General features: G+C 66.1%; 15 protein-coding genes. 7 read left to right on the forward strand and 8 right to left on the reverse strand.

From position 1 onward, the window contains the following. Position 1: 1 nt before the first annotated feature. A complete protein-coding gene (locus A5696_RS19960; protein WP_082956628.1) occupies positions 2–2,173 on the reverse strand; it encodes an SGNH hydrolase domain-containing protein in 2,172 nt (723 codons plus the stop codon). A gap of 254 nt (positions 2,174–2,427) precedes the next feature. Between A5696_RS19960 and A5696_RS19965 the strand changes: the two genes are divergently transcribed. Together A5696_RS19965 and A5696_RS19970 are read left to right on the forward strand one after the other, a co-directional pair. Next, on the forward strand, positions 2,428–3,810 hold the full coding sequence (locus A5696_RS19965; protein ID WP_082956629.1) for a nucleotide sugar dehydrogenase: 1,383 nt from the start codon (positions 2,428–2,430) through the stop codon (positions 3,808–3,810). Between the two features lie 48 nt (positions 3,811–3,858). Beyond that, a complete protein-coding gene (locus A5696_RS19970) occupies positions 3,859–4,860 on the forward strand; it encodes an NAD(P)-dependent oxidoreductase (protein ID WP_067882733.1) in 1,002 nt (333 codons plus the stop codon). Between the two features lie 60 nt (positions 4,861–4,920). Here the strand turns inward: A5696_RS19970 and A5696_RS19975 are convergent, their stop codons facing one another. From A5696_RS19975 to A5696_RS19985, 3 genes are all read right to left on the reverse strand, one after another. Then, entirely contained in the window at positions 4,921–5,628 is a 708-nt protein-coding gene (locus A5696_RS19975; RefSeq protein ID WP_067882734.1) for a rhamnosyl O-methyltransferase, read from the reverse strand. A 343-nt stretch (positions 5,629–5,971) separates the two neighbouring features. Continuing rightward, positions 5,972–6,718 (reverse strand): phthiotriol/phenolphthiotriol dimycocerosates methyltransferase, encoded by a 747-nt coding sequence (locus A5696_RS19980; RefSeq protein WP_082956630.1) that lies wholly within the window; start codon positions 6,716–6,718, stop codon positions 5,972–5,974. Positions 6,719–6,897: 179 nt separating this feature from the next. After that, positions 6,898–9,099: an acyltransferase family protein gene (locus A5696_RS19985; protein ID WP_067882735.1), complete on the reverse strand. Its 2,202-nt coding sequence runs from the start codon at positions 9,097–9,099 to the stop codon at positions 6,898–6,900. A gap of 272 nt (positions 9,100–9,371) precedes the next feature. Between A5696_RS19985 and A5696_RS19990 the strand changes: the two genes are divergently transcribed. After that, on the forward strand, positions 9,372–10,640 hold the full coding sequence (locus A5696_RS19990; protein ID WP_067882736.1) for a glycosyltransferase: 1,269 nt from the start codon (positions 9,372–9,374) through the stop codon (positions 10,638–10,640). A gap of 25 nt (positions 10,641–10,665) precedes the next feature. Here A5696_RS19990 and A5696_RS19995 read toward each other — a convergent pair whose 3' ends face one another. The 4 genes from A5696_RS19995 to A5696_RS20010 all read right to left on the reverse strand — a co-directional run bounded on the left by A5696_RS19995 (position 10,666) and on the right by A5696_RS20010 (position 17,834). Further along, the gene (locus A5696_RS19995; RefSeq protein WP_067882757.1) at positions 10,666–12,849 is read right to left on the reverse strand and encodes an acyltransferase family protein; all 2,184 of its coding nucleotides are present in this window, start codon (positions 12,847–12,849) and stop codon (positions 10,666–10,668) included. Between the two features lie 26 nt (positions 12,850–12,875). After that, entirely contained in the window at positions 12,876–13,976 is a 1,101-nt protein-coding gene (locus A5696_RS20000) for an NAD(P)-dependent oxidoreductase (RefSeq protein WP_067882737.1), read from the reverse strand. 129 nt (positions 13,977–14,105) lie between these two features. Next, positions 14,106–15,455 carry a hypothetical protein gene (locus tag A5696_RS20005; RefSeq protein ID WP_231964527.1) on the reverse strand — a complete coding sequence of 450 codons (1,350 nt, stop codon included), beginning with the start codon at positions 15,453–15,455 and terminating at the stop codon, positions 14,106–14,108. 186 nt (positions 15,456–15,641) lie between these two features. Then, complete coding sequence (locus A5696_RS20010) at positions 15,642–17,834, reverse strand: acyltransferase family protein (RefSeq protein ID WP_082969068.1); 2,193 nt, start codon at positions 17,832–17,834, stop codon at positions 15,642–15,644. 284 nt (positions 17,835–18,118) lie between these two features. Between A5696_RS20010 and A5696_RS20015 the strand changes: the two genes are divergently transcribed. The 4 genes from A5696_RS20015 (at position 18,119) to A5696_RS20030 (ending at position 22,981) form a co-directional block, all read left to right on the forward strand. Then, positions 18,119–19,231, forward strand: a complete 1,113-nt coding sequence (locus tag A5696_RS20015; protein ID WP_067882738.1) for a class I SAM-dependent methyltransferase — start codon at positions 18,119–18,121, stop codon at positions 19,229–19,231. Between the two features lie 115 nt (positions 19,232–19,346). Further along, the gene (locus A5696_RS20020; RefSeq protein ID WP_067882760.1) at positions 19,347–20,081 is read left to right on the forward strand and encodes a class I SAM-dependent methyltransferase; all 735 of its coding nucleotides are present in this window, start codon (positions 19,347–19,349) and stop codon (positions 20,079–20,081) included. 130 nt (positions 20,082–20,211) lie between these two features. Then, positions 20,212–21,480, forward strand: coding sequence for a glycosyltransferase (locus A5696_RS20025; protein WP_067882761.1), 1,269 nt, complete (start codon positions 20,212–20,214; stop codon positions 21,478–21,480). 262 nt (positions 21,481–21,742) lie between these two features. Beyond that, positions 21,743–22,981: a glycosyltransferase gene (locus tag A5696_RS20030; protein ID WP_067882739.1), complete on the forward strand. Its 1,239-nt coding sequence runs from the start codon at positions 21,743–21,745 to the stop codon at positions 22,979–22,981. Positions 22,982–23,079: the final 98 nt, after the last annotated feature.

Consider the following 23,079-nt stretch of genomic DNA (forward strand, 5'->3'; position numbering starts at 1 on the left):
GTCAACCGTGGGCGAGCGCCCGGCCGGCTAGCAGCCCGATGACCGGCGCCAAGAGTCGGGAGTATTCGAGCGTCAGATGATTCGAGTCAAGGTAGACGAGCGCGTTGCCGACGATGACGGGACAGCGGGCAGTGGTGCAGAACAGCTCGGTGAGGTCGGCGTAGTGTCCGCCGCCGGCCGTGGTGGCAACGTTCTCAGCGGCAGTGCCGGACTGGCTGACCGCGCTCGACCGTGGCGGGGCACACGCTGTTGCGTCATCGAGGTGGCGCGACAGGCAAAACGGCACCACTGAGTGCGGATCCGGGATCGGCCCGAGCACCAGCACTTGCGCGCCCGTGCCCCGCAGCTCGTGTACCAGGCGGGTCAGGCTAAGGATCCATGCAGGGTCGTAAGGAGCGAAACTTTGGGCGTCGTAGACGCGGCGAATGCTCAGCACCACGAGTCGCGGATGTTGGGCCTGGAGCCGGATCACGATCTGACGGCGCCATTGCTCGCACTCGGTGTATTCGCGGCGAAGCAGGGGGCTGAAGATGGGTAAATCCAGCACGGGGCAATACCCCTTGGTCAGCATTTCCAGCCGCCAGTGTCGCTGCGTGCTGATCCGCTGAAACGCCGCGCTCCACATCGCGGCATGCGAATCGCCGATCACAGCCACTGTCGTCGTCGAGGCGGCGTCGCCCATCGCACAGTCGGGTTGTGCGACTTGGAAAAGATTGAGCGCGCAGCTCTTGCGTCCCATGACCTTCTCTTCGGCTGCCGCGTCGGCAAGGGGCGGGGCGAGGTTTGACGGTACGGCCTTTACGTCCGCCGATGCGGCTACCGCCGTCTGCACCTGGGCGAACGCCTGCTTCACCGCCACGTCGTAGGCGTCAATATCGGTCCCCGCGGCCACCGCATTGACATTTAGTGTTGGAGCCGCGGTGCCGCGCCCGACCGGCGGGGGCGTAAACACCAGCAGTGCTGCGCTGACACAAAGCACGACCGCCGTGGCGGCCCCGCCGAGTGCGAGACTTCGCATTGCCGAGCGGCGCACGGAAGGGGCAAAACGCAGCGGGTTCTCAATAAATCGCAGTGTGAGAACGGCTAACCCGACTGAGACGGCGACCGCCGCCAGCCTATCGGCCAGCCCCAGTGGGTGGCCCAGTAACGCCGGTGCGAGCACCAGCACCGGCCAGTGCCACAGATACCAGGAATAAGAAATGCGCCCGACCGCCCGTATCGGTGGTGACGCCAGCACACGCCCACCCCCCTGAGCAGGGGTGCCACAGCCCGCGCCGATCAGAAGTGCCGCGCCGAGCACGGGCAGCAGCGCAGCGGTACCCGGATAAGGCGTTTTTGCGCTCAATCGAGTGCATGCCAGCAGGATCACCCCAAGACCCGCCCATCCCGCGATCCCGGGCAATGGCGCGGGAAGCCGGCGCCATTGGGCGGCCGAAACGGCCACCAAACCGCCCACGGCCAACTGCCATGCCCGGGTGGGCATGAGGAAGAAGGCAGCCGGAGGCCACATGCGAGTGAGCGCCAGCGATACCGCAAACGACGCCGCCGCGACCACGACGAGGATCACAAGATACGGCCCCACCGCCGACCGGGCCTGGGCGGCGTTAGTGCGCCGACGCGCGAGCCTGACAAACCAAGCGGTCCCGATGATCAACGCCGGCCACACAAGATAGAACTGCTCTTCGACGCCCAAAGACCAGTAATGCTGGAACGGGGAAGGCGTCGCTTCGCTGGAGAAGTAATCGGTGTTCTGCGCGACGAACCACATATTGCCCACGTAAACCGCGCTGGCTATGCCGTCATAAGTGACGGTACGCAGCTGCAGCGGGGATAGCAGGACTGCCGAGGCGATCAATGTGACCACGCCTACCGTGGCCGATGCCGGTAGCAATCGGCGGGCCCGCGCCCCGTAGAAGCTGCGCAGTCCGACCGTGCCGGTGGCGCTTACCTCCCGCCAGAGCATCCCCGTAATCAAGAAGCCCGAGATCACGAAGAACACGTCGACTCCGACGAACCCGCCACCCACCCCCGGCACGTCAGCATGAAACAAAACAACGGCCACCACCGCAACGGCGCGCAACCCCTCGATATCGGGCCGAAAAGACTTTGGCCCAAAGAGCGGATGCCGCTGTCCCGCGGTTGGGTCGACCCTATCGGCCTGGCGCACGGTCACCTAACTGGTAAGAGGACGCGGTATGCACCCGCGGCATCATCGCACACGCGTCTAATTGCGTCCGCGCCGCGCTACCGGCTGCATGACAGCAAGCCCCTCGACGAATGACCGACGATCCGAGCAAGGTCGCCAACCTTGCCGATCTCGGGTCTATTGCACGAGTGTTGGATTAGAGTGCTGGGTTGGTTAGCCTGAGGCCGGGAGGGCCCATATCTCACAAAACGCCACGGGGGACTGGAGGGCTAGGTTCCGCGATGGCTGAAGGCGTGTTCGGGCGCAGCGACGCTGAGATCGACCTCTTGGTGCGCGGCATGCGGTCCGGGATCGCAGTGGTGGGTTTCGGCTACATCGGCACGGTGATCGGTGCCGTGCTGGCCGATCGCGGCTGGCCCGTGACGGGGATCGACGTCCGACCGAGCGTCGTCGACGAGATTAACTTGGGCAAGACGACCGTGCCCGAGCCGGGACTGGGCGAACTCGTCGCCAACGCCGCGCGAGTCGGTCGGCTGCGCGCCACGACCGATTTCGGGGCCCTCGCCGACAACGACTTCATCATCGTGACCGTCGGTACGCCGCTTGGCCCGGACTTCGAGCCCATCGTCGACGACATCAAGGCCGCGGCGCGGGCCGTGGGCGAGCACCTGCACGCCGGGCACCTCGTCATCCTCAAGAGCACGGTCCCGCCCGACACCACCGAAAAGCTCGTCCGGCCGATCCTGGAAGAGACCTCAGGCCTGCGGGCAGGGGTCGACTTCGGGTTGGCGTTCTGCCCCGAGCGGCTCGCCGAGGGTCAAGCCATCCACGAGCTGACGTCGATCCCGGTGGTGGTCGGTGCCGTCGAGGAGCGCAGCGCCCGCGCCTGCTCCACACTGTGGCGGCACGCCCTGGGAGTGGACTCCGTCGTCGTCAATGATCCGCGGACCGCCGAGATGGTCAAGCTCGCGGACAACCTCTGGGTCGACCTCAACGTCGCGCTGGCGAACGAGTTGGCCAAGGTGTGCGATCGGCTCGGGATGGACGCCCTGCAAGTCATCGAGGCGGCCAACACGATGCCGAAGGGCGGCCGGGATGCCAACATCTTGCGGCCGAGCATGGGTGTGGGCGGCTACTGCCTGACGAAGGATCCGTGGTTCGTCAATCACCTGGGACAATCCGTGGGGCTGGAGCTGTCGATTCCGCGGACCTCGAGGACGGTCAACGACACGATGCCGGCCTACACCTACGGGCTGCTCACGCAGCTGCTGGCCGAGCAGGGCAAGACGATCGAGACCAGCAAGATCGCGGTGCTGGGCATCGCGTTCAAGAACAACACCGGCGACTGTCGGCTGACGCCGACGAAGTATGTCGTCGCCCTGCTCGAGGAATCCGGCTGCCAGCTCACGGTGCACGATCCGTGGGTGCCGGACGAAGAGGCCCACACGGTGACCAAGGTCCCGCTGACCCCGGACATCGAGTCCGCGGTCAAGGACGCCGACGCCCTGGTGGTCCTGGCGGGCCACCGCGAATTTCACCAGATCCCGCTGGCGCGGCTCGCGGACCTGGCAGCACCCGGTTCCGTGTTCCTCGACGGACGCAACAGCTTCGACCCCGCGGCGGTGCGCGCCGCCGGCTTCGTCTACAAAGGGATCGGCCGCTAGCCGCTAGGCAGTGGAGCGCAAACTGTACGCAGAAACGAAAGAGCGAATATGTCCAATGTCGTCGTGACCGGCGGCTACGGCTTCATCGGATCACACCTGGTCTCCGCCCTGCTGAACCGCGGCGACACGGTGACCGTGTTCGACTTCGCGAAGAACACCCGTGACACCAGCATCGACTTCGACCGGCACGCCAACTTCCGGTTCGTGCAGGGCGACGTGACCGATATCGGTGCGCTCGAACGGGCGCTGACGCCCGACGTCGACACGGTCTTCCACCTGGCCGCGGTCGTCGGCGTGAAGAACTACCTCAACGATCCGCTGCGGGTGCTCGACGTCAATGTGACCGGCACCCGCAACGTGCTGGAGCTCAGCCAACGGCACGGAATCCGCGTGCTGTTCGCCAGCACCTCAGAGGTGTTCGGGAAAAACCCCAACCCGCCGTTCGCCGAGGACGACGACCGCGTCCTCGGGTCGACGAAGACCGCGCGGTGGAGCTACAGCACCAGCAAGGCAATGGCCGAGCACCTCGTTTTCGCGATGCACACGGCCTACGGGCTACCGGTGACGGTGGTGCGCTACTTCAACGTCTACGGCCCGCGGCAAAGCCCGATCTTCGTCGTTTCGCAGAGCATCCACCGCATCCTCAGTGGCCTCCCGCCGTTGTTGTATGACTCGGGTGACCAGACCCGCTGCTTCACCTACGTCGATGACGCCATCGCCGGCACCTTGCTCGCGGCCGACAGCGACGCGGCGATCGGCGAGGCCTTCAACGTCGGCAGCATGACCGAGACGACCATCGGGGAGGCCGTCGATCTGGCGATCAAGATCGCAAATGTCGACTCCGTATCCAGCGTCGAACACGTCGACACCGCGGCGCGCTACGGCGCTCGCTATGAGGACATCCCTCGTCGCATCCCGGACTCGACCAAAGCCCAACGCGAGCTGGGCTGGCGCCTCGAGGTCGACGTCGAGGAAGGGATCCGGCGCACCATCGAGTGGGCGCGGGCCAACCCGTGGTACCTCAAGGCACCCGCGGGGGATCAGCCGTAACACGGCCGAAGACGCGCGGACGAGGCGCATGAGGGCGCAACGCCCGTATCCGGCTGTGCATCAGTTGCGGATCAAGTACCCGTTGGGCGCCTGCGTCCAGCCGAACTTGTTCTCGCGCGCCACGTCGTGCGTGTAGTCGTCTGGGAATTCATGCTCGTAGGCTTCGATTGCCTCATACGGGCCCGGGCCCCATCCAGGAAGGACAGGGTGTCCGTTCATGTTCGAGTCCTCTACTACGAGGTAGTCGCCGGCGCACAGCAACGGCCGCAGCAGCTTCATCTCGGCCAGCACATGATTCATCGAATGGTCGCTGTCGAGGATCGCGAAGACCTTGCCGGGGAACTGGCTTCTCAGGTCCCGGATGCACTCGGCGACAGCGGGGACCGTGGACCGCGATTCGAAGAACGTGATATCGGGATCCTGGCGGGCTTTGGGCTCAAGGGGACCGTGGTAGACGTCCACCGAAAGCACCTTGAATGGTCGGCCGATTTGCCTCATGACGTTCGCGAAAAACAAGGCCGAACCACCGTAATGTGTGCCGAATTCGACTACCAGGGACGGCTTCAACTCAAATAAAATCTCTTGGTAATTCCACATATCGCTGGCCGACTTCTGGCAGTGGACGCCCATCCAGGTAATCTTATTGAACACTTCAGTGTTGTAATACCACTTATGGTATTCATTAGGTTCCGAGCCCGTCGGCTGGTAAAAGTAGCGGGCCAGCGGAGGAGCGGCAATTTTCTTCACGAATTCCCATGGCGTTGGCATGGATTCGTAAAGGGCCGCGCCAATTCTCAGGAATGCTTTCCTGTCGACATAACTGCCTCGTTGCGCCGACTCTCCGCGGCTCAATGCCGGCCCGTTGCTCTCCGGCATCTGCTTAGCATGCTCTTTTCGCTGCCACTGCATCGCCGAATGATAGCAGCAGATGTTGTCGAGCCCGTGGGCGCGGGCAATCGGGCGGTAGCGCGAAGAATCCCTGGGTATCGGGCGTAAGAAACGGGATCAGCATGGGGACCGGTTCGCGCGACCAGGAGCCTGCGGGGCAACGATGACTGCTGACGATAACCAGTGCCTGACGCTCGCTCGCGAGGCGGGCCAGGAGGCCGGTTCACACGTTGGCAAAGCAGTACGTCCGGTAGCTGGTCTCGTTGTTTTGCAACGCGCGGCGGGATTCCGTCCATAACCAAGAGCCGCAAGACGGCAGAAGGCGGCGCCGACTACTGGACTCAGACAGATATATCTTCTCCACGCCGCGCGCAACCTCCTCATTGATGATCCTTTTGGAAACGAGCCGCAGCGGGGCGTCGGCTAAGTCCTTCTCCCATTCGGCGATATCTCGATTTTTGCGGACATCGGCGTATAGGAAATAGCCTCCCGGTCGCAATACGCGGGCGACTTCGGCGAGGAATCGGGGGAGTCGAGCATAGCAGTGCGACGCTTCGATATTGATCACCGCGTCGAACGAATGATCTGTGAATGGCAGCGCCTCGGCGCTGCCGTGCACGAAATCCAGGCCGGGCACTTGGTGCTTTTTTCGGCAGAACTCCAGGCCGACGGGGTTTAAGTCCAGCCCTGTGTAGGAGGCGGGGCTCAGGGTGCGCATCACGTACGAGGCGCCGCCGCCGTGGCCGCAACTAACCTCCAGCACGCATTTGCCGGTGAGATCCACTTGGGTCGCTGTGCGGTGGTAAAGCTGAATGGAGTACCGATCGGGCTCATCGGACTCTGCCAACGGCAGGGCCATCGGCGGATCTTCCTCGTAGCCCCAGTTCATGAAAACCCTGTCGTCGTTGCTGAGGAAGCGGGTATGGAAGGGATACCAGTAGCGGTTGACGATCTGATGCGCCTGCCTCATTGGTGCAGTATGGCACCGTGTCCGGGAACGCGGCGGCAGGTCGCGCAACGTCCATGAGGCAAGCCGATCAGAGCTTCAGGTGTCGCGAGGCCTGCGCTTTCGCGGCATTAGTGACGCGTTAGGTGAGCAAATTTTGATCCGATCATTCTCGGAACCTCGTTGCCAATACCCGCGATCTCTCAGCCGGGGATGAGCGCGCGGTCGGCCAGCGCCCCGATCGCCGGCGCCAACATCCGCGAGTATTCGAGCGTCAGGTGCTCCCAGTCGAAGTAGACCAGCGTGTTGCCGACGATCACCGGGCAGCGGTTGGCGGTGCAGAACAACTCGGTGAGGTCGTCGTATTGTCCGCCGCCGGCTTTGGTGGCGGCGGTCTCGGCCGCGATGCCCGTTTGGTTCACGGCCGCCGCCCTCGTCGGCGAGCAGGCGGTCGCGTCGTCGAGGTGGCCGGACAGGCAGACCGGCACCGATGTGTCCGGAGCCGGCACCGGCCCGAGCACCAGCACCTGGGCACCGGTGCCGCGCAGCTGGCGCACGAGGCGCGTCAGGCCGTCGATCCACGCCGGGTCGTACGCCGAGAAGCCGGAGAGCCAGCCGTTGCCGTTGCCGGCGCCGTAGCCCCGCCACATGCTCACCACGATCAGCCGCGGGTGCTCGGCGCGTAGCCGGGCGAGGATCTGGCCGCGCCATTGATCGCAGTGTTCGACGTTTTCAACCAGGCGACTGAAGAGGTGACTTGTGATGGGCAGGTCCAGCGGTGGGCAGGCCCCTTTGCTCAACAGCTCCAGTCGCCAGTGCCGTTGGGTGGCGAGTTGCTCGAACGCGGGATCCCACATCGCGGCGTGCGAATCGCCGACCAGGGCCACCGTCGTCGCCGAGGCGGTATCGCCCGTCGCGCAGGTGGGTTGTCCGCCTTGGAAAGGCGTGCGCAGGCAGCCGTTGAACGAGTACGCGTGCTGTTCGGCTGTCGCGTCGGCCAGCGGCGGTGCCAGGTTGGATGGCACCGCTTTGACGTCGGCCGACGCCGCGACAGCGGCCTGCACCTGGGCGAACGCCTGCCGCACCACCGCGTCATAGGCATCGATGTCGGAGCCCGCGGGAGGGGGTGTCGCGTTGATGGTCAGCGCCGCGGCCGGCGCGCCGCGGCCGACCGGGATTGGGACGACGACCAGCAGAGCCACGCCGACCGCCACGGCGACCGCGGTGGCGCCACCGCCCAGCGCGAGACTGCGTAGGGGAGACCGGCGGATGGGTGCGGCGAATCGCAGCGGGTTCTCGATGCACCGCAGGGTGAGCACCGCCAGCCCGCCGGAGACCAGGGCGGCCGCCAACCTCCCGGCCAGGCCCAGTGGGTGGCCGAGCAGTGCGGGTGTCAACACCAGCACCGGCCAGTGCCACAGATACCACGAGTAGGAGATGCGGCCGATCGCTCGCATTGGCGATACGGCCAGCACGCGGCCGCATCCTTGCGTGGGCGTGGCGCAGCCGGCGCCGATCACGAGAACGGCACCCAGCGTGGGCAGCAGCGCCGCGATACCCGGATAGAAGGTCGCCGGGCTCAACACGGTGCAGGCCAGCAGGATCAGGCCCAACCCCGCCCACCCGGTGATGGCGGCGGCGTGTGACGGCAGCCGGCGCCACTGGCCGGCCGTGAGGGCTACCAGGCCGCCGGCGGCCAACTGCCAGGCCCTGGTCGGCAGCGAAAAGAACGCCACCGCGGGCATCACGTACGTGATCACCAGCGACAGGGCGAACGATACGGCCGCGACCAGCGCAAGGACCACCACATACGGGTGTTGCGAGGAGTCGTCGGCGGCGCGGCGCCGACGCCCACGCCGGATGAGCCATGCCGTGCCGATGATCAATGCGGGCCACACCAGGTAGAACTGCTCCTCGACGCCCAACGACCAGTAGTGCTGGAACGGCGACGGCGGCAGGTGACCCCCGAAGTAGTGGACGCCTTCGCCGATGAACCAGTAGTTGCTGATGTACAACGCGCTGGCGATGCCCTCCAGTAGGACGCTCGACGCCTGCAGCGGGGGTAGCAGGACCGCCGCCGCGATCGCGGTGACAACGCCTACCGCGGCCGACGCGGGTAGCAGCCGGCGGGCGCGTGCCCCGTAGAAGCGGCGCAGTCCGACGGTGCCGGTGGAGCTGACCTCGCGCCACAGCAGCCCGGTGATCAAAAAGCCCGAGATGACGAAGAACACGTCCACGCCGACGTAGCCACCGCCGATGCCGGGCACCTCGGCGTGGAAGAGGACCACCGCCAGCACCGCGACCGCGCGCAAGCCCTCGATGTCCGGACGAAACCCCGACCGTTCCGAGCGTTGAGGTTCCCGTCTTTCGGTAGGGCTAGCGCTCGCGGCCTGGCGCACGGTCACCTACCTGGACGAGGACGGGTTGTTCGAGTCGTGGCATTATCACACACCCGTCCAATACCTTTCGGCCATTCCGGCACGAGCGGACGCCGCGCACTGGTTCCCGGCGCTCCCGACCGGCCCGGTGCTGTTGACCACCTGTCCAAAGATCTTCTGGCTTTCACGTCGGTGCCACGCGGCCGTCGGGTTATGCTCCTGGGCGGCTGAGCCAGGGGTGCGGGGCCGCCGCTTTCATTCCACAGAATGCGAGGGGAAGTGAAAGGTCAGGATCCGCGATGAAATTCGTGCTCGCGAACTGGGGAACGCGCGGCGAGGTCGAGCCCTATGTCACTGTCGGCCGCGAACTGGTGCGCCGCGGGCATGACGTGCGCATGGCTGTCGCGCCGGAAATGGTCGACTTCGTCGAGTCGGCGGGGCCGGCTGCGCTTGCCTATGGACCGGAGTTGAAAGCCATCCTGGACCCGCACCGCGATTTCTGGACCTACTTCTTCGGCAACCCCTGGAAGATCCGCGAGTTGGGCAGGATGTGGAGCGAGGTTTCCGGGCCGCTGACCGAGTGCCGCGGCGAGGTCAGCAGGACGCTGACGTCACTGGCCGACGGCGCCGAACTGATCCTCACCGGCATGAACTATGAGGACACCGCCGCCAACGTCGCGGAGTATTACGGCATCCCGTTGGCCACGCTGCATATCTTCCCGTGGCGGGCCAACGGCCAACTCCTGCCATACCTGCCGGCGCCGCTGGGCCGCGCCGCGATGACGGCGTTCGAGTGGCTGTCGTGGCGCGGACCGAAGAAGGTCGAGGACGCGCAGCGCCGTGAACTCGGGCTGCCGGAGGCCACAACCCCCTGGACGCGGCGGATCGCCGAACGCGGATCCCTGGAGATACAGGCCTACGATGAGGTCTGCTATCCGGGGTTGGCGGCCGAATGGGCGAAATGGGACGGCCAGCGCCCCTTCGTCGGAGCGCTGACCATGGAGCTGCCGACGGACACCGATGACGAGGTCGCCTCCTGGATTGCGGCGGGAACACCGCCGATCTGTTTCGGGTTCGGCAGCGTCGGGGTGGAATCCGCGGTCGATACGCTGGCGATGATCAGCTCGGTCTGCGAAGAGTTGGGCGAGCGGGCGTTGATCTGCGCCGCCGGCACCGACTTCAGCAACATCTCGCGGGCCGAGCACGTGAAGGTGGTGGGAGTCATGAATTACGCTGCCGCCCTGCCTGCCTGCCGCGCCTTCGTTCACCACGGCGGCGCGGGCACCACGAACGCGGGCCTGCGCGCCGGACTCCCCACGTTGATCCTCTGGACGCTGCCCGATCAGGGGGCTTGGGGAGCCCGGGTCAAGCGGCTGAAGGTTGGCACCGGGCGGCGATTTTCGGCGACCACCCGCGAGTCGCTGGTCGCGGACCTTCGCACCACCCTTGCCCCGCAATGCCTCACCCGGGCCCGCGAACTCGCCTCCAAGATGACCAAATCGGCCGACAGCGTAAGGGTCGCCGCTGATCTGGTCGAAGATTTCGCCCGCACCAAACGTGTCGGCTGAGATCGGCGAGGGCGTCGAGCTCTTGTCACATCCCACTGGCCAGCGCGCGGTCGGCTAACGCCCCGATTACCGGTGACAACTGGCGGGAGTATTCGGGGGTCACATGATCGAAGTCGAGGTAGACCAGCGTGTTGCCCACGATGACCGGGCAACGGCCCACGGTGCAGAACAGTTCGGTGAGGTCGGCGTACTGCCCGCCTCCGGCCTTGGTGGCGGCGGCCTCGGCGGCGATGCCGGATTCGTTCACCGCAGCCGATCGTGGCGGCGAGCAGGCGTTCGCGTCATCGAGGTGGCCGGACAGGCAGACCGGCACCATTGATCGCGGATCCGGGACCGGCCCCAGTACGAGCACCTGCGCGCCGGTGCTACGCAGCTGCTGCACGAGGCGGGTCAGGCTCGCGATCCACGTCGTGTTGTAGGGCGTGAAACCGGGCTGCCAATTGCCGGCACCGTAACCCCGCCACATGCTCAGCACGACCAGCCGGGGGTGCTCGGCCGCCAACCGGGCGAGGATCTGCGCGCGCCACTGCTCGCAGTGGCGAAAATGTTCAACCACCCGATCGAGGTGATTGGTAACGGGCACGTCTATCGGCGGGCAACCCGCCTTGGCCATGAACTCGAGCCGCCAGGGCCGTTGCGTGGCGATCTCCTGGAAGCCCGCGTTCCACATTGCGGCGTGCGAGTCGCCGAGCAGGGCCACCGTCGTCGTCGAGGCGGTGTCGCCCGTGGCGCATTCGGGCTGCCCGCTTTCTTTGTCTGTCCGAAAGCAGCCGTTGAACCGCATGGCCTTCTGACCGGCCGCTGCGTCGGCGAGCGGTGGGTTGAGGTTGGAGGGTACGGCTTTGAGGTCGGTCGACGCGGCGACCGCGGCGTGCACTTGGGCGAACGCTTGACGCACTGCGGCGTCGTAGGCGTCGATGCTCGAGCCCGCGCGGGGAGGTGCGGCGGTGATGGTCAGCGCCGCGGCCGCAGAGCCGTGCCCGACCGGGTTCGGTACCAGTTCCAGCAGTGCCGCGCCCACAGCCACCGCGGTCGCGGTTGCGGCGGCGCCGAGTCCGAGGCTGGCCAGGGCCGATCGGCGGATCGGGGCGGCGAATCGCAGCGGGTTTTCGAGGTAACGCAGGGTGAGCACCGCCAACCCGGCCGAGACCAGGGCCGCTGTGAGCCGGCCGGCCAGCCCGAGTGGGTGGCCCAGCAATGCGGGTGTCAGGACCAGCACTGGCCAGTGCCAGAGGTACCAGGAGTAGGACACCCGGCCGATGGCCTGCATCTGCGGTATCGCCAGGACGCGACCGCATCCTTGCGTAGCTGCGGCGCAGCCCGCGCCGATCACCAGCACGGCGCCGATGGTCGGCAGCAGCGCGGCGATACCTGGATACAGGGTGGCCGGGCCCAGCCAGGTGCAGGCCAGCAGGATGAGGGCCAGCCCTGCCCATCCGGTGATTGCGGCAGTTCGCGGCGGCAGTCGGCGCCACCGGCCGGCCGTCAGGGCCACCAGACCGCCGGCGGCCAATTGCCAGGCACGGGTCGGTAAGGAAAAGAACGCCGCGGCGGGCACCAAGTACGACATCAGCAGCGACAGCGCGAACGAAGAGACCGCGACCAGCGCGAGGATTGCAAGATACGGGCCCCCCGAAGCAGGGCCATCGGCACTCTTGCGCCGACGCCGGATGAGCCATGCCATCCCGATGATCATCGCCGGCCACACCAGGTAGAACTGCTCCTCGACGCCCAACGACCAATAGTGCTGGAACGGCGAGGCGGCCAGGTGCCCGCCGAAGTAGTCGACGTTCTGCCCGATGAACCACAGATTGCTGACATACAGCGCGCTGGCAATGCCGTCACCAATGACGACCTTTGCCTGTAAGGGAGGTAACAGGGCCGTCGAGGCGATCAGGGTGGCGACGCCTACCGCGGCCGATGCAGGTAGCAGTCGGCGGGCCCGCGCGCCATAGAAGCGGCGTAGCCCAACCGTGCCATTGGCGTCCACCTCCCGCCAGAGCATCCCGGTGATCAGGAAGCCCGAGATGACGAAGAAGACGTCCACACCCACGAACCCGCCACCCAACCCCGGGACCTCGGCGTGAAACAGGACAACGGCGACCACCGCGACGGCGCGCAATCCCTCGATGTCCGGCCGGAACCTCGATGGTGTCGGGTGTTGACCGCGCAGCCCTTCGGCGGGGCTGACGCTGTCCGCTTGGGGCAAGATCACCTACTCGGTAAGAGGATCGGTTACTTCAGCAAAGCCGTCATGTGCGAGTGATCGCTTGGCTCGGCAGATGATTCGGGCTGATCGCCGATCCAATCGAGCAGAGCCCGCAGACCGTCCTCGAGGGCCCACCGCGGACGCCAGCTGAGCTCGCTTTTGGCCGGCTCGATGTCGCAGCTCGCCGCGCGTACGTCGCCGTCGCGGAATTTGCCCACGACGGCCGGTTCGGGCGCATCGCAGATTGCGGCGATCTTGCGAGCCAGCTCATGGATGGTTGTCGGGACATCCGATCCGATGTCGACACAGCGTGATCGATTCGCAGGATTCTCGATTGCAGCGAACAAAGCTTCGACGACATCTTCTATATAGACGAAGTCGCGCACGATCCGCCCGTCTTCGTAGACCTCCAACGGCTGCTTCTCGCGCGCCAACCGTGCGAAAAGAGCGACTATTCCCGTGTAGGAATTGGTCAGCGACTGGCCCGGCCCGTATACGTTTTGCAGCCGCAGCACGCTGAGACGGGTGTCGTGCGCGGCGGCCCAGGCGGTCAGGATGTGCTCTTGGGCGAGTTTGGTCGCGGCGTAAATGTTGGTCGGCCGCGGCTCCGTTCGACCGGCACAGCTCGCAAGCGGGACGGGCGCATCGTTCGTGGGCCCGTGCGGATCCCAGATACCGGCGACGAGTTGAGCGTGGTCGCGAGGCCGCGGATAAAAGATGTGGGAGCCGCACTGCCAGGCACCCTCGCCGTAGACCGCCCTGGACGACGCCAGGACGAGCTGGTCGGGGACCTGCGCTGAGCGGCTCAGGGCGTCAAGGAGTTGTGTCGTTCCGACCACATTGACCGAACCGTGGCGCGAGGCCTCGGAAAGCGATTGCGCCGTTCCGGTCTCCGCCGCCAGATGCACGACCTGGGAAGGCCGGCACAGCCGAAGCACCGCATCGCAGTCGGGCGCATGGGTGACATCGCCGGTGAACAACCGCACGGATGGCGGCAGGTCGATCGCTGGACGTTCGCCATGCACCTGCGGATGCAAAACATCCATGACCGCGACGTCATAGCCGGCCGTGACGAGACGCCGCGCGAGCGCGGACCCGATGAATCCTGCCCCGCCAGTGATGAGCACTGATGTGGACAACAGCCGACGCCTCCGGTTCCTCTGTGGAGGAAAATAGCTGACCGGCACGCGTACACCCAGGGTGCGGTCCGGGTGATCATACCGAGGCCCCCGCGGCACGAACATCAATTGAGGTCGTCAATCGATCTGGCCGGTCAGTTCGAACTCGGCGAGCGTGCGCTGGGCGAGTTCGCGCAAAGCGGGCTTGGTGGTCACGACGCCCGGTTGATAGGTGACGACGTGGATGCACACCTTGCCGAGGCCCGGCGAGCTGAAGGACAACACCTGCAGGTGCCCGCCGGTTCTCTCCAGCCATTGTCGCGTGACGTGTTGCCTCGTCCCTCGTGCCCAGGCGTAGTCGCAATGGGTGCCGTCGAGAAGGCCCACCGAGAAGCCGACGTCGCCGAGATGCGAACAAACGACCGGCAGATCCGGGTCGTTGAGCGCGGCATCGACGCCCCGCCTCCACGTCCGCTTCGGAGTGAACGGGGTCAGCGCGGCCAGCTGCGACGACAGACCTGGGGCTTCCCGCAGATCCTGCAGCGCCTGTTTGATGGCTGCGCGGGCCTCACGCAGATCCGTCGTCACCCGGGTCGGGTCGATTGTGACGCGGGCGAACGACACTGCGACCGCACGCGTATCACCCTCGGTGCGGTCGCTCTTGACGACCTGCAGGGTGACGGCGCCGTCATCACCGCGCCGGCGCCCGAGGTGCTCCGCGAGTTTCGCGGTCAACCCGGCGGCCAGCGTGTTGCTCGATCCGCCCAGAGCCTGCGCACGGGCATTCCAGTGATCCACGTCGACGAGAATCGAGGCACCGGGCAAGATGACCGGGTCACCGCCGCCGTCTCCACGCGGGGTGACGGGCCGCCGTGCCAGTGCGGGGCGGGCAGTGTCGCGCCGCTGACGCCGGGAGAGTCGTGCAAACGCGATCATCGCGCGGGCAGCGTCGGGGAGGTCCCGGGCCGTTTGGCGGGCATCCTCCGCCGCCGCGCGCAATCGCCCCCGTGAGCGCGGCGGCGGGTAGCCGAGCTCGCGCGTCTGACCCAGCATCGCCTCGATCGCCGCGATGAGCAGACCGATGCCGTCGAGCACGTAGTGGGACGCCACCAGGGTGACCGCTGTCGAGCCGTCGGTCAGAGGAAGGACACCGAGGTGCCAGCCGGGCCCCGCTTCGGGATCAACGGGCCGTTGTGAGCGTTCATCGGTCCAGTCGCTGAGCTCCGCGCGGGGACGGGCACGCTCGGCGATATCGATGTCCGCCGGCCCACGATCCAAGACCCACCGATGCCGGCCGAACGGCAGCGGCGAACGCTCGATGAGCCGTGCGAGCAACCCGTGACCGAGATTGTGGTGAAAGCGTCTTAGCCCATCGAAGTCGATAGGGCGCTCATAAAGCCACAGGATCTGCATGACTTCCTGCTGGCCGACGGCGCAATGCCCCGCATAGAAGGCTTGGTCCAGCAACGCGAGCCGGTTGTCTGCCACGGATCAGCCTCCGATGACACGGGACTCGCCCGTGACGCCGCGCGATACGGGGTGGGCCTTGAGGGCGTCGGCCCGGGTCATCACTGCGGATCAGCTCCGGTGCTTCGGCGAAGTAGCTAAGAACGCACAGAAAGACTAACCCCGGCAAGAGGGAGCCGGCAGGTCCTCCTGACCTCCCCGTGGGGGCTATCCGCGGGCGAGCGCGCGCTCGGCCAGCGCCCCGATCACCGGTGCCAGAAGGCGTGCATACTCGGTCGTCAAGTGAACGTTGTCGAAGTAGACGAGGTTGTTTCCGACGATCACCGGGCAGCGGTCGGCGGTGCAGAACAGTTCGGTGAGGTCGGCGTATTGCCCGCCCCCGGCCTTGGTGGCGGCGGCCTCGGCGGCGATGCCGGATTCGTTCACCGCTGCCGACCTCGACGGCGCGCAGGCCGTTGCATCGTCGAGGTGGCCGGACAGGCAGACCGGCACCGATGAGAGCGGATTGGGGACCGGGCCGAGCACCAGCACCTGCGCACCGGTACCGCGGAGCTGCTGCACCAGGTGGGTCAGGCCGTCGAGCCAGGCCGCGTCGTATGACGTGAAACCAGGCTGGTAGCCGCGCCCGATACCGTACCCGCGGAACATGCTCACCACGACCAGCCGTGGGCGCTCGGCGGTCAACCGGGCGAGGATCTGAGCGCGCCACTGCTCGCAAAAGGCGTTGGACACCGCGCGCTTGACGGCGTCGGTGATGGGCAGGTTCATCGGTGCGCAGCCGCCCTTACCCAGCGTCTCCAGCCGCCAGTGCTGCTGCGACGCGACTTGCTGGAGCGCTGGACTCCACATCGTGGCGTGCGAGTCGCCGAGCAGCGCCACCGTCGTCGTCGAGGCGGTGTCGCCGGATGCGCATTCGGGCTGCCCCACTTCGGTGAGATTGCGCAGGCAGCCATTGAGAAACACGGCCCTGAATTCAGATCCCGCGTCGGCAAGTGGGGGATTCAGGTTGGAGGGTACGGCTTTGAGGTCGGTCGACGCGGTGACCGCGGCGTGCACTTGGGCGAAGGCTTGGCGTACTGCGGTGTCGTAGGCGTCGATGCCCGAGCCCGCGGGGGGAGGTGTGGCGGTGATGGCCAGCGTGGGGGCGGCCGGGCCGCGGCCGACGGGGACGGGCATCCACGCCAGCAGCGCCACGCCGACGGCGACGGCGGTGGCGGTGGCGGTGGCGCCGAGGGCGAGGCTGGCCAGGGCTGATCGGCGGATGGGGGCGGCGAATCGCAGTGGGTTTTCGAGGTAGCGCAGGGTGAGCACCGCCAGCCCGGCCGAGACCAGGGCCGCTGTGAGCCTGGCGGGCAGCCCGAGTGGGTGGCCCAGCAGCGCGGGTGTCAGGACCAGCACCGGCCAGTGCCACAGGTACCAGGAGTAGGACACCCGGCCGATCGCCTGCATTTGCGGTACCGCCAGGACGCGGGCATATCCTCGAGTGGCTGCGGCGCAGCCGGCGCCGATCACCAGCACGGCGCCCAGCGTGGGCAGCAGCGCGGCGATGCCTGGATACAGGGTGGCCGGGCCCAGCCAGGTGCAGGCCAGCAGGATGAGAGCCAGCCCCGTCCATCCGGTGATCGCGGCAGCGCGGGGTGGCAGTCGGCGCCACCGGCCGGCCGTCAGAGCCACCAGGCCGCCGGCCGCCAATTGCCAGGCCCGCGTGGGCAGCGAAAAGAACGCGACGGCCGGGACCACGTAGGTGACCGCGAGCGACAGCGCGAACGACAGAATTCCGACCAGCAGCAGCACCACGAGGTAGGGCTTCTTCGAGGAGGTGGCATCCGTCTTGCCGCGTCGCCGCACGAGCCGGATGAGCCAGGCCGTCCCGAGGATCATCGCCGGCCACACCAGGTAGAACTGCTCCTCGACGCCCAACGACCAATAGTGCAGGTACGGCGACGTCGCCGTCGACCCGGCGAAGTAGTCGACTTGTTGATGAATGAATTGGTAGTTGCTCACATACAGCGCGCTGGCGATGCCGTCGCCAAGGACGATTCGGGCCTGCAGCGGCGGCAGCAGCACAACCGAGGCGATCGCGGTGATCACCCCGACCGCGGCCGACGCGGGCAGCAGTCGGCGGGCCCGCGCCCCATAGAAGTTGCGCAGCCGCACGGTGCCGCTGGTGTTCGCTTCGCGCCACAGCAGGCCGGTGATCAGGAAGCCGGAGATGACGAAGAAGACGTCCACGCCCACGAACCCGCCGCCCAACCCCGGGACCTCGGCGTGAAACAAGACGACGGCGACCACCGCCACGGCGCGCAAGCCCTCGATATCCGGGCGAAACCCAACCTTCGTCGGGCGCCGATCCTGCACCCGCTCGGTGGGGGCAACGCTGTCGGCCTGGGTCAAGGTCACCTACCTGGTAAGAGGACGAGCTTCCCGAACCGGGGGATTATCACACACCTGTTCAACAGATTAGGTATGTTCGCCAATCATCACGTCATCGTTCGTCGGCCCGCGAGACTCCGGACGTTCGGGCTGCCAAAAACCCGACTGGAGGCGCCCCAGAGGCTCGTTGCGGGCGCCGCGCCAGATCGGTGAGTCAGCGCCGGCGGACCCAGTGCCACGCCAATGCAGTAGTACCAATCTGCAGCCGAGATCACGGAGGTGAGCCGGTGAACGTAGTCGATAGTCCGACGGTGGGCGCTCTGACGCTGGATCGGACGAGCCTCCACCATCTCTGGAAAGCGATTCTCGTCGGCGTTGCGTTAGGTGTGGCTACGGCGTGTTACTTCGCGCCTATTCTGCTGGTCGCGCTGGGCGCACTTCTATTGGTGCTGCTGTGCGCGCGCTTGGTTTATCGGAATCGCGACCGCTTCATCCCCAATCTGTATGCACGGGACATTACGGTTTATGACGACGCATATCGCGCATTCATCGCCCGCACGCTTGCGGAGCTGCGGCGGTCCAAGATTTCAGGACACACGCTGCTCTGGGAGGCGTCGCGCCTGCCGAAGCAATGCCCCGAGGATCCCGAGGAGCTGCTGCTTGATCTGGGCGTCTGGATCGGCTGGTCGACAAGGCTGATATCCGATGCTTCCGGCCGCACGGTATACGGCTTCGACACCTTCGAGGGCCTTGTCGAAGACTGGCAAGTCGACGACCAGATGGTCTTCAAGCGTGGAACCTTCTCGCTGACGGAACCACTCGCACAGCGTCTGATGCCGGACACCGGCGTAATTTTGCATGACGGGATACCAGACACACTCGGTCGGAAAGTGCAGTTCATGCGGGGGAGCACGTACGAGACATTGGCCCCGTTCCTGGCCGAGCGTCCAGCCAGCCCCGTCAGGCTTTTCCACATGGATTTGGACACCTATGAGAGTTGTCTGCACGCGTTGGAGACATGCAAGGATCGCTTCACCGAGGGATCGATCCTCGTGTTCGACGAGTATCTGGTCACCAATGGCGAAATGCTTGCTTTCTATGAGTTTCAAGCGCGGTACGGGTTGGAGTGGCGCTATCGCGCGTGGGGGCTCGAGACCTGGGAGATGAATGTCGAAATGGTCACCTCGCGGTGGCGACGCTGGCTGTACTACTTCGTGTTGATCGCGGTGTATTGGTCGATCGGAAATGGGCAGTACGCGTGGAATTTATTCGGCAGGCGATTTTGGCGATTTTGGTTGGGCGCACCGATCGGCGACATCCTTTTCATGCTCGGCGCCGCGGGACAGCGGAAGTCGGTCAGCCTGGAGATCACGGGTCTGGGCCGGCTCGACCCAACCGCCCACCACGCCCAGGACAACGCGTGACCGTGCAGTCGATTCGACCCCCTTCCAATTCAGGGTTCGCGGCCGGGGCGCACCTCTTGTCAGACACGCGTTTAATCGCAAGGATCGTCGCGTGAACTTCAACGACGCTCTGACGATGTTGGTGGACGCCCTACCAGGCGCCAACCGAATCAAGGCGGTGCAGCGGGCGCTCGACGGACGGGTGAAGCCCGTTTATCTGGAGATCGGCGTATCGAAGGGCCTTGCATTCCGGCGGATCACCGCCGACGAGAAAATCGCCGTCGACCCGGAATTCAGGCTCTCGGCGCGCTCCCGCGAACAGGCAGATGCGAAGGCACGCGTCACCCACTACTTCGAGACGACCAGTGACGACTTCTTCGCGAACCAGGCGGCGTTCCTCGAGCAGCGCCCCATCGACGTCGCCCTGATCGATGGCATGCACACCTACGAGCAGGTGGTGCGCGACGTCGAGAACACGGTGCGCTACCTGCGGGACGACGGCGTCATTTTCCTGCACGACTGCAATCCCGCGACCGAATTGATCGGCCGTCGCGCGGAGTCGTGGGCCGACTTTGTCGCACAGCAGAAGGGGCCACTGATCATTGGTTTGTGGAGTGGCGACGTCTGGAAATCGATAGTCCACCTGCGCAGCGTGCGGGACGACCTGCAGGTCGCGGTGCTGAAGTGCGACACCGGCGTCGGAGTGGTGCGTAAAGGACCTCCAGAGTCACGACTGTCCTACTCGCCCGCTGAGGTCGAGGCGCTGACGTATGCGGATCTCGCCGCCGATCGCAAGCGGTTGCTGAATTTGAAGCCGGCTCGGTTTCTCGGCCAATTTCTCGGTGAGACCGCCGGATCTCCTCGGAAGTAAACGCCCGATGCCTCGACATTTCCCGTGTGTGGCGGGCGACCGGGATATGCTGCCGGGCGGCTGAGCCGGCGTTGTGGGGGCTGCGCTTTCCCCTCGCAGAATGCGCACGGAAAGTGAGGACAAGGCCTCGATGAAATTTGTGCTCGCAAGCTGGGGAAGTCGCGGCGACGTCGAGCCCAACCTCGCCGTCGGTCGTGAGTTGCACCGCCGGGGGCATGAGGTGCGCATGGCCGTCCCGCCGGACCTCGTCGGGTTCGTGCAGTCGGCGGGGGTTACGGCAGTCGGCTTCGGGCCGGAGGCGCGATCGATTCTCGACGCGCACCGCGAGTTCTGGACCTGCTTTTTCAGCCACCCATGGAGAATCCGGGATCTGATCGGGTCGCGACTCGACATAGCGGGGCGCCTCCTCCAGGGATGGCAGGAGATGGGCACGGCGCTGATGTCGCTGGCGGACGGGGCCGACCTGATATTCACGGGCATCAATTTCGAGGACGCTGCCGCCAATGTCGCGGAGTTTTACGACATTCCGCTGGCCACGTTGCATTACTTTCCGCTACGGCCCAACAGCCAGACCCTGCCATTCCTGCCGGCGCCGTTGGCCCGCTCGGCAGTCAAGGCCTACTGGTGGGTGAATTGGCGTGGGGTGAAGAAGGCCGAGGACGCCCAGCGCCGTGAACTCGGCCTGCCGAAGGCGACGAGCTCCGCGCCGCGACGGATTACCGAACGGGGATCGCTGGAAATTCAGGCCTACGACGAGGCGTGCTTTCCGGGGTTGGCCGCCGAATGGGCGAAATTCGACGGTCAACGTCCGTTTGTCGGCACGCTGACCCTCGGGTTGGCGACGGATGCGGACGAGGAGGTCGCGTCCTGGATTGCCGCAGGGACACCGCCGATTTACTTCGGCTTCGGGAGCATCCCCGTCGAGTCCCCGGCAGACACGATCGCCATGATCGGCGCGGCCTGCGCGGAGTTGGGCGAGCGGGCATTGATTGGCGCCGCCGGAACCGACTTCAGCAGTGTTCCCCATTCTGACGCCGTCAAGGTGGTGGGCGCGGTGAACTTCTCGACCGTCTTTCCGGCCTGCCGGGCGCTCGTCCACCACGGCGGCTCGAGCACCACACCCATTGCCATGCGCGCGGGGGTCCCGCAGCTGATCCTGTACTGGGACCTCGTTCACGCGGTCTACGGGGGTGCGGTCAAACGGTTGAAAGTTGGCACCGCCCGGCGCTTTTCGAGTGCTAACCGGGAATCGCTGGTGGCGGACCTCCGCACCATTCTCGCCCCGGAATACGCGACCCGCGCCCGCGAGATCGCCGGCCGGATGACCGAACCCGCTAAAAGCGCCGCGGCCGCCGCGGACCTGCTGGAAGAATTCGCCTGCCTCAGGCGCGTTGGCTGATGGCCAGCAGGCGCCGTCGTGGTGATCAACGCCGCCACGTCTGACCGATTACTGCGCTGGGCCCACGTGAGAGGCCTTCGAGGACACGGGCAAATCAGTGCGAGCTGATGCGCTTGTCGAAATGAACGAATACGTAAAGAACGCGAAAATATAGCCCGAAACCCATAGATCTGCCACAGCCCCGTGGTAACTATGGCCAGATTCATATCTACCGCAGGTCGGGTCGGCACTTGTTGGACCCAACAGGAAGGCCCGGATCCGCGTGAAATTTGTGGTGTCAAACTGGGGAAGCCGTGGCGACATCGAGCCCTGCGTAGCTCTGGGCCGTGAGCTGCACCGCCGCGGGCACCACGTGCGCATCGCCGTCCCGCCCGACCTGGTCGATTTCGCCGAGTCGGCCGGGGTTGCGGCGGTCGCATACGGCCTGGATTGGTCGGCCACGATGCAAGCGGTGCGCCCGTTTTGGACTTCGCTTCGGCGCAACCCCTGGAAGATCCAGGACCTGATCAGGTTCGGGCGCGAAAGTTGGGAGCTGGGCGCCCGGTGCTGGGAGGAGATGAGCACGACGCTGGCGTCGCTGGCGGACGGTGCCGACGTACTGATCAGCGGTCAGAGTTTCGAGCCGCTAGTCAGCAACGTCGCGGAGCGTTACGACATCCCGATGGCCACGCTGCATTTCTCCCCGGCACGACCCCGCCGTCACCACCTCATGGCGCAGCTGCAAGCGTGGGAATATTGGCTACTGACGAAGAAGGTCGAGGGCGCGCAGCGCCGTGCACTGGGCCTGCCGGAGGCCACGCGCCCCTGGACGCTACGGATCGCTGAACGCGGATCACTCGAAATCCAGGCATACGACGAGGTGTGCTTTCCCGGGTTGGCAGCCGAATGGGCGAAGTGGGATGGCCAACGGCCGTTCGTCGGCGCACTGACGCTGCAGTTGGCCACGGATACCGATGACGAGGTCGCGTCCTGGGTTGCCGCCGGATCACCGCCGATCTATTTCGGGTTCGGCAGCCCGGCGGTCGCCTCCGCGGCCGACACACTCCGCATGATCGGCGAGGCCTGTGCGCAGTTGGGCGAGCGAGGGTTGGTCTGCGCCGGCGGGACTGATTTCACCGACCTGCCCCGGTTCGAGCACATCAAGGTGGTGAGCGCGGTGAACCACACCGCCATCTTCCCCGCCTGCCGGGCGGTCGTTCATCACGGCGGCGCGGGCACCACGGCCGCCGGCCTGCGCGCCGGGTGCCCCACGCTGATCCTCTGGAATCTGCCGGCCCAAGCGCCCTGGGCGGCCCAGGTCGAACAATTGAAGGTGGGCACCGGGCGGCGCATATCGCACACCAACGAGAAATCGTTGGTCGCCGATCTGCGCACCATTCTCGATCCGGAGTGCCGTGCCCACGCGCGCGAGCTCGCCACCCGGATGAGCGAACCCCCCAAGAACGCCGTGGCCGCCGCCGACCTCGTCGAGGATTTCGCCCGGCCCAAGCGCGTCGGCTGAGGCTCCCGATCGAGCCGGTCCCGCCGGGGACCGCAAGCTCTCTTCCGCTCGGGCCGCCAACGGTTATCGCTGCAGCTCAGACGGCCCGTACTCGACCA

The sequence above is a fragment of the Mycobacterium sp. E2699 genome (genome assembly GCF_001666745.1).
In the GTDB taxonomy this organism is placed as follows: Bacteria; Actinomycetota; Actinomycetes; order Mycobacteriales; family Mycobacteriaceae; genus Mycobacterium.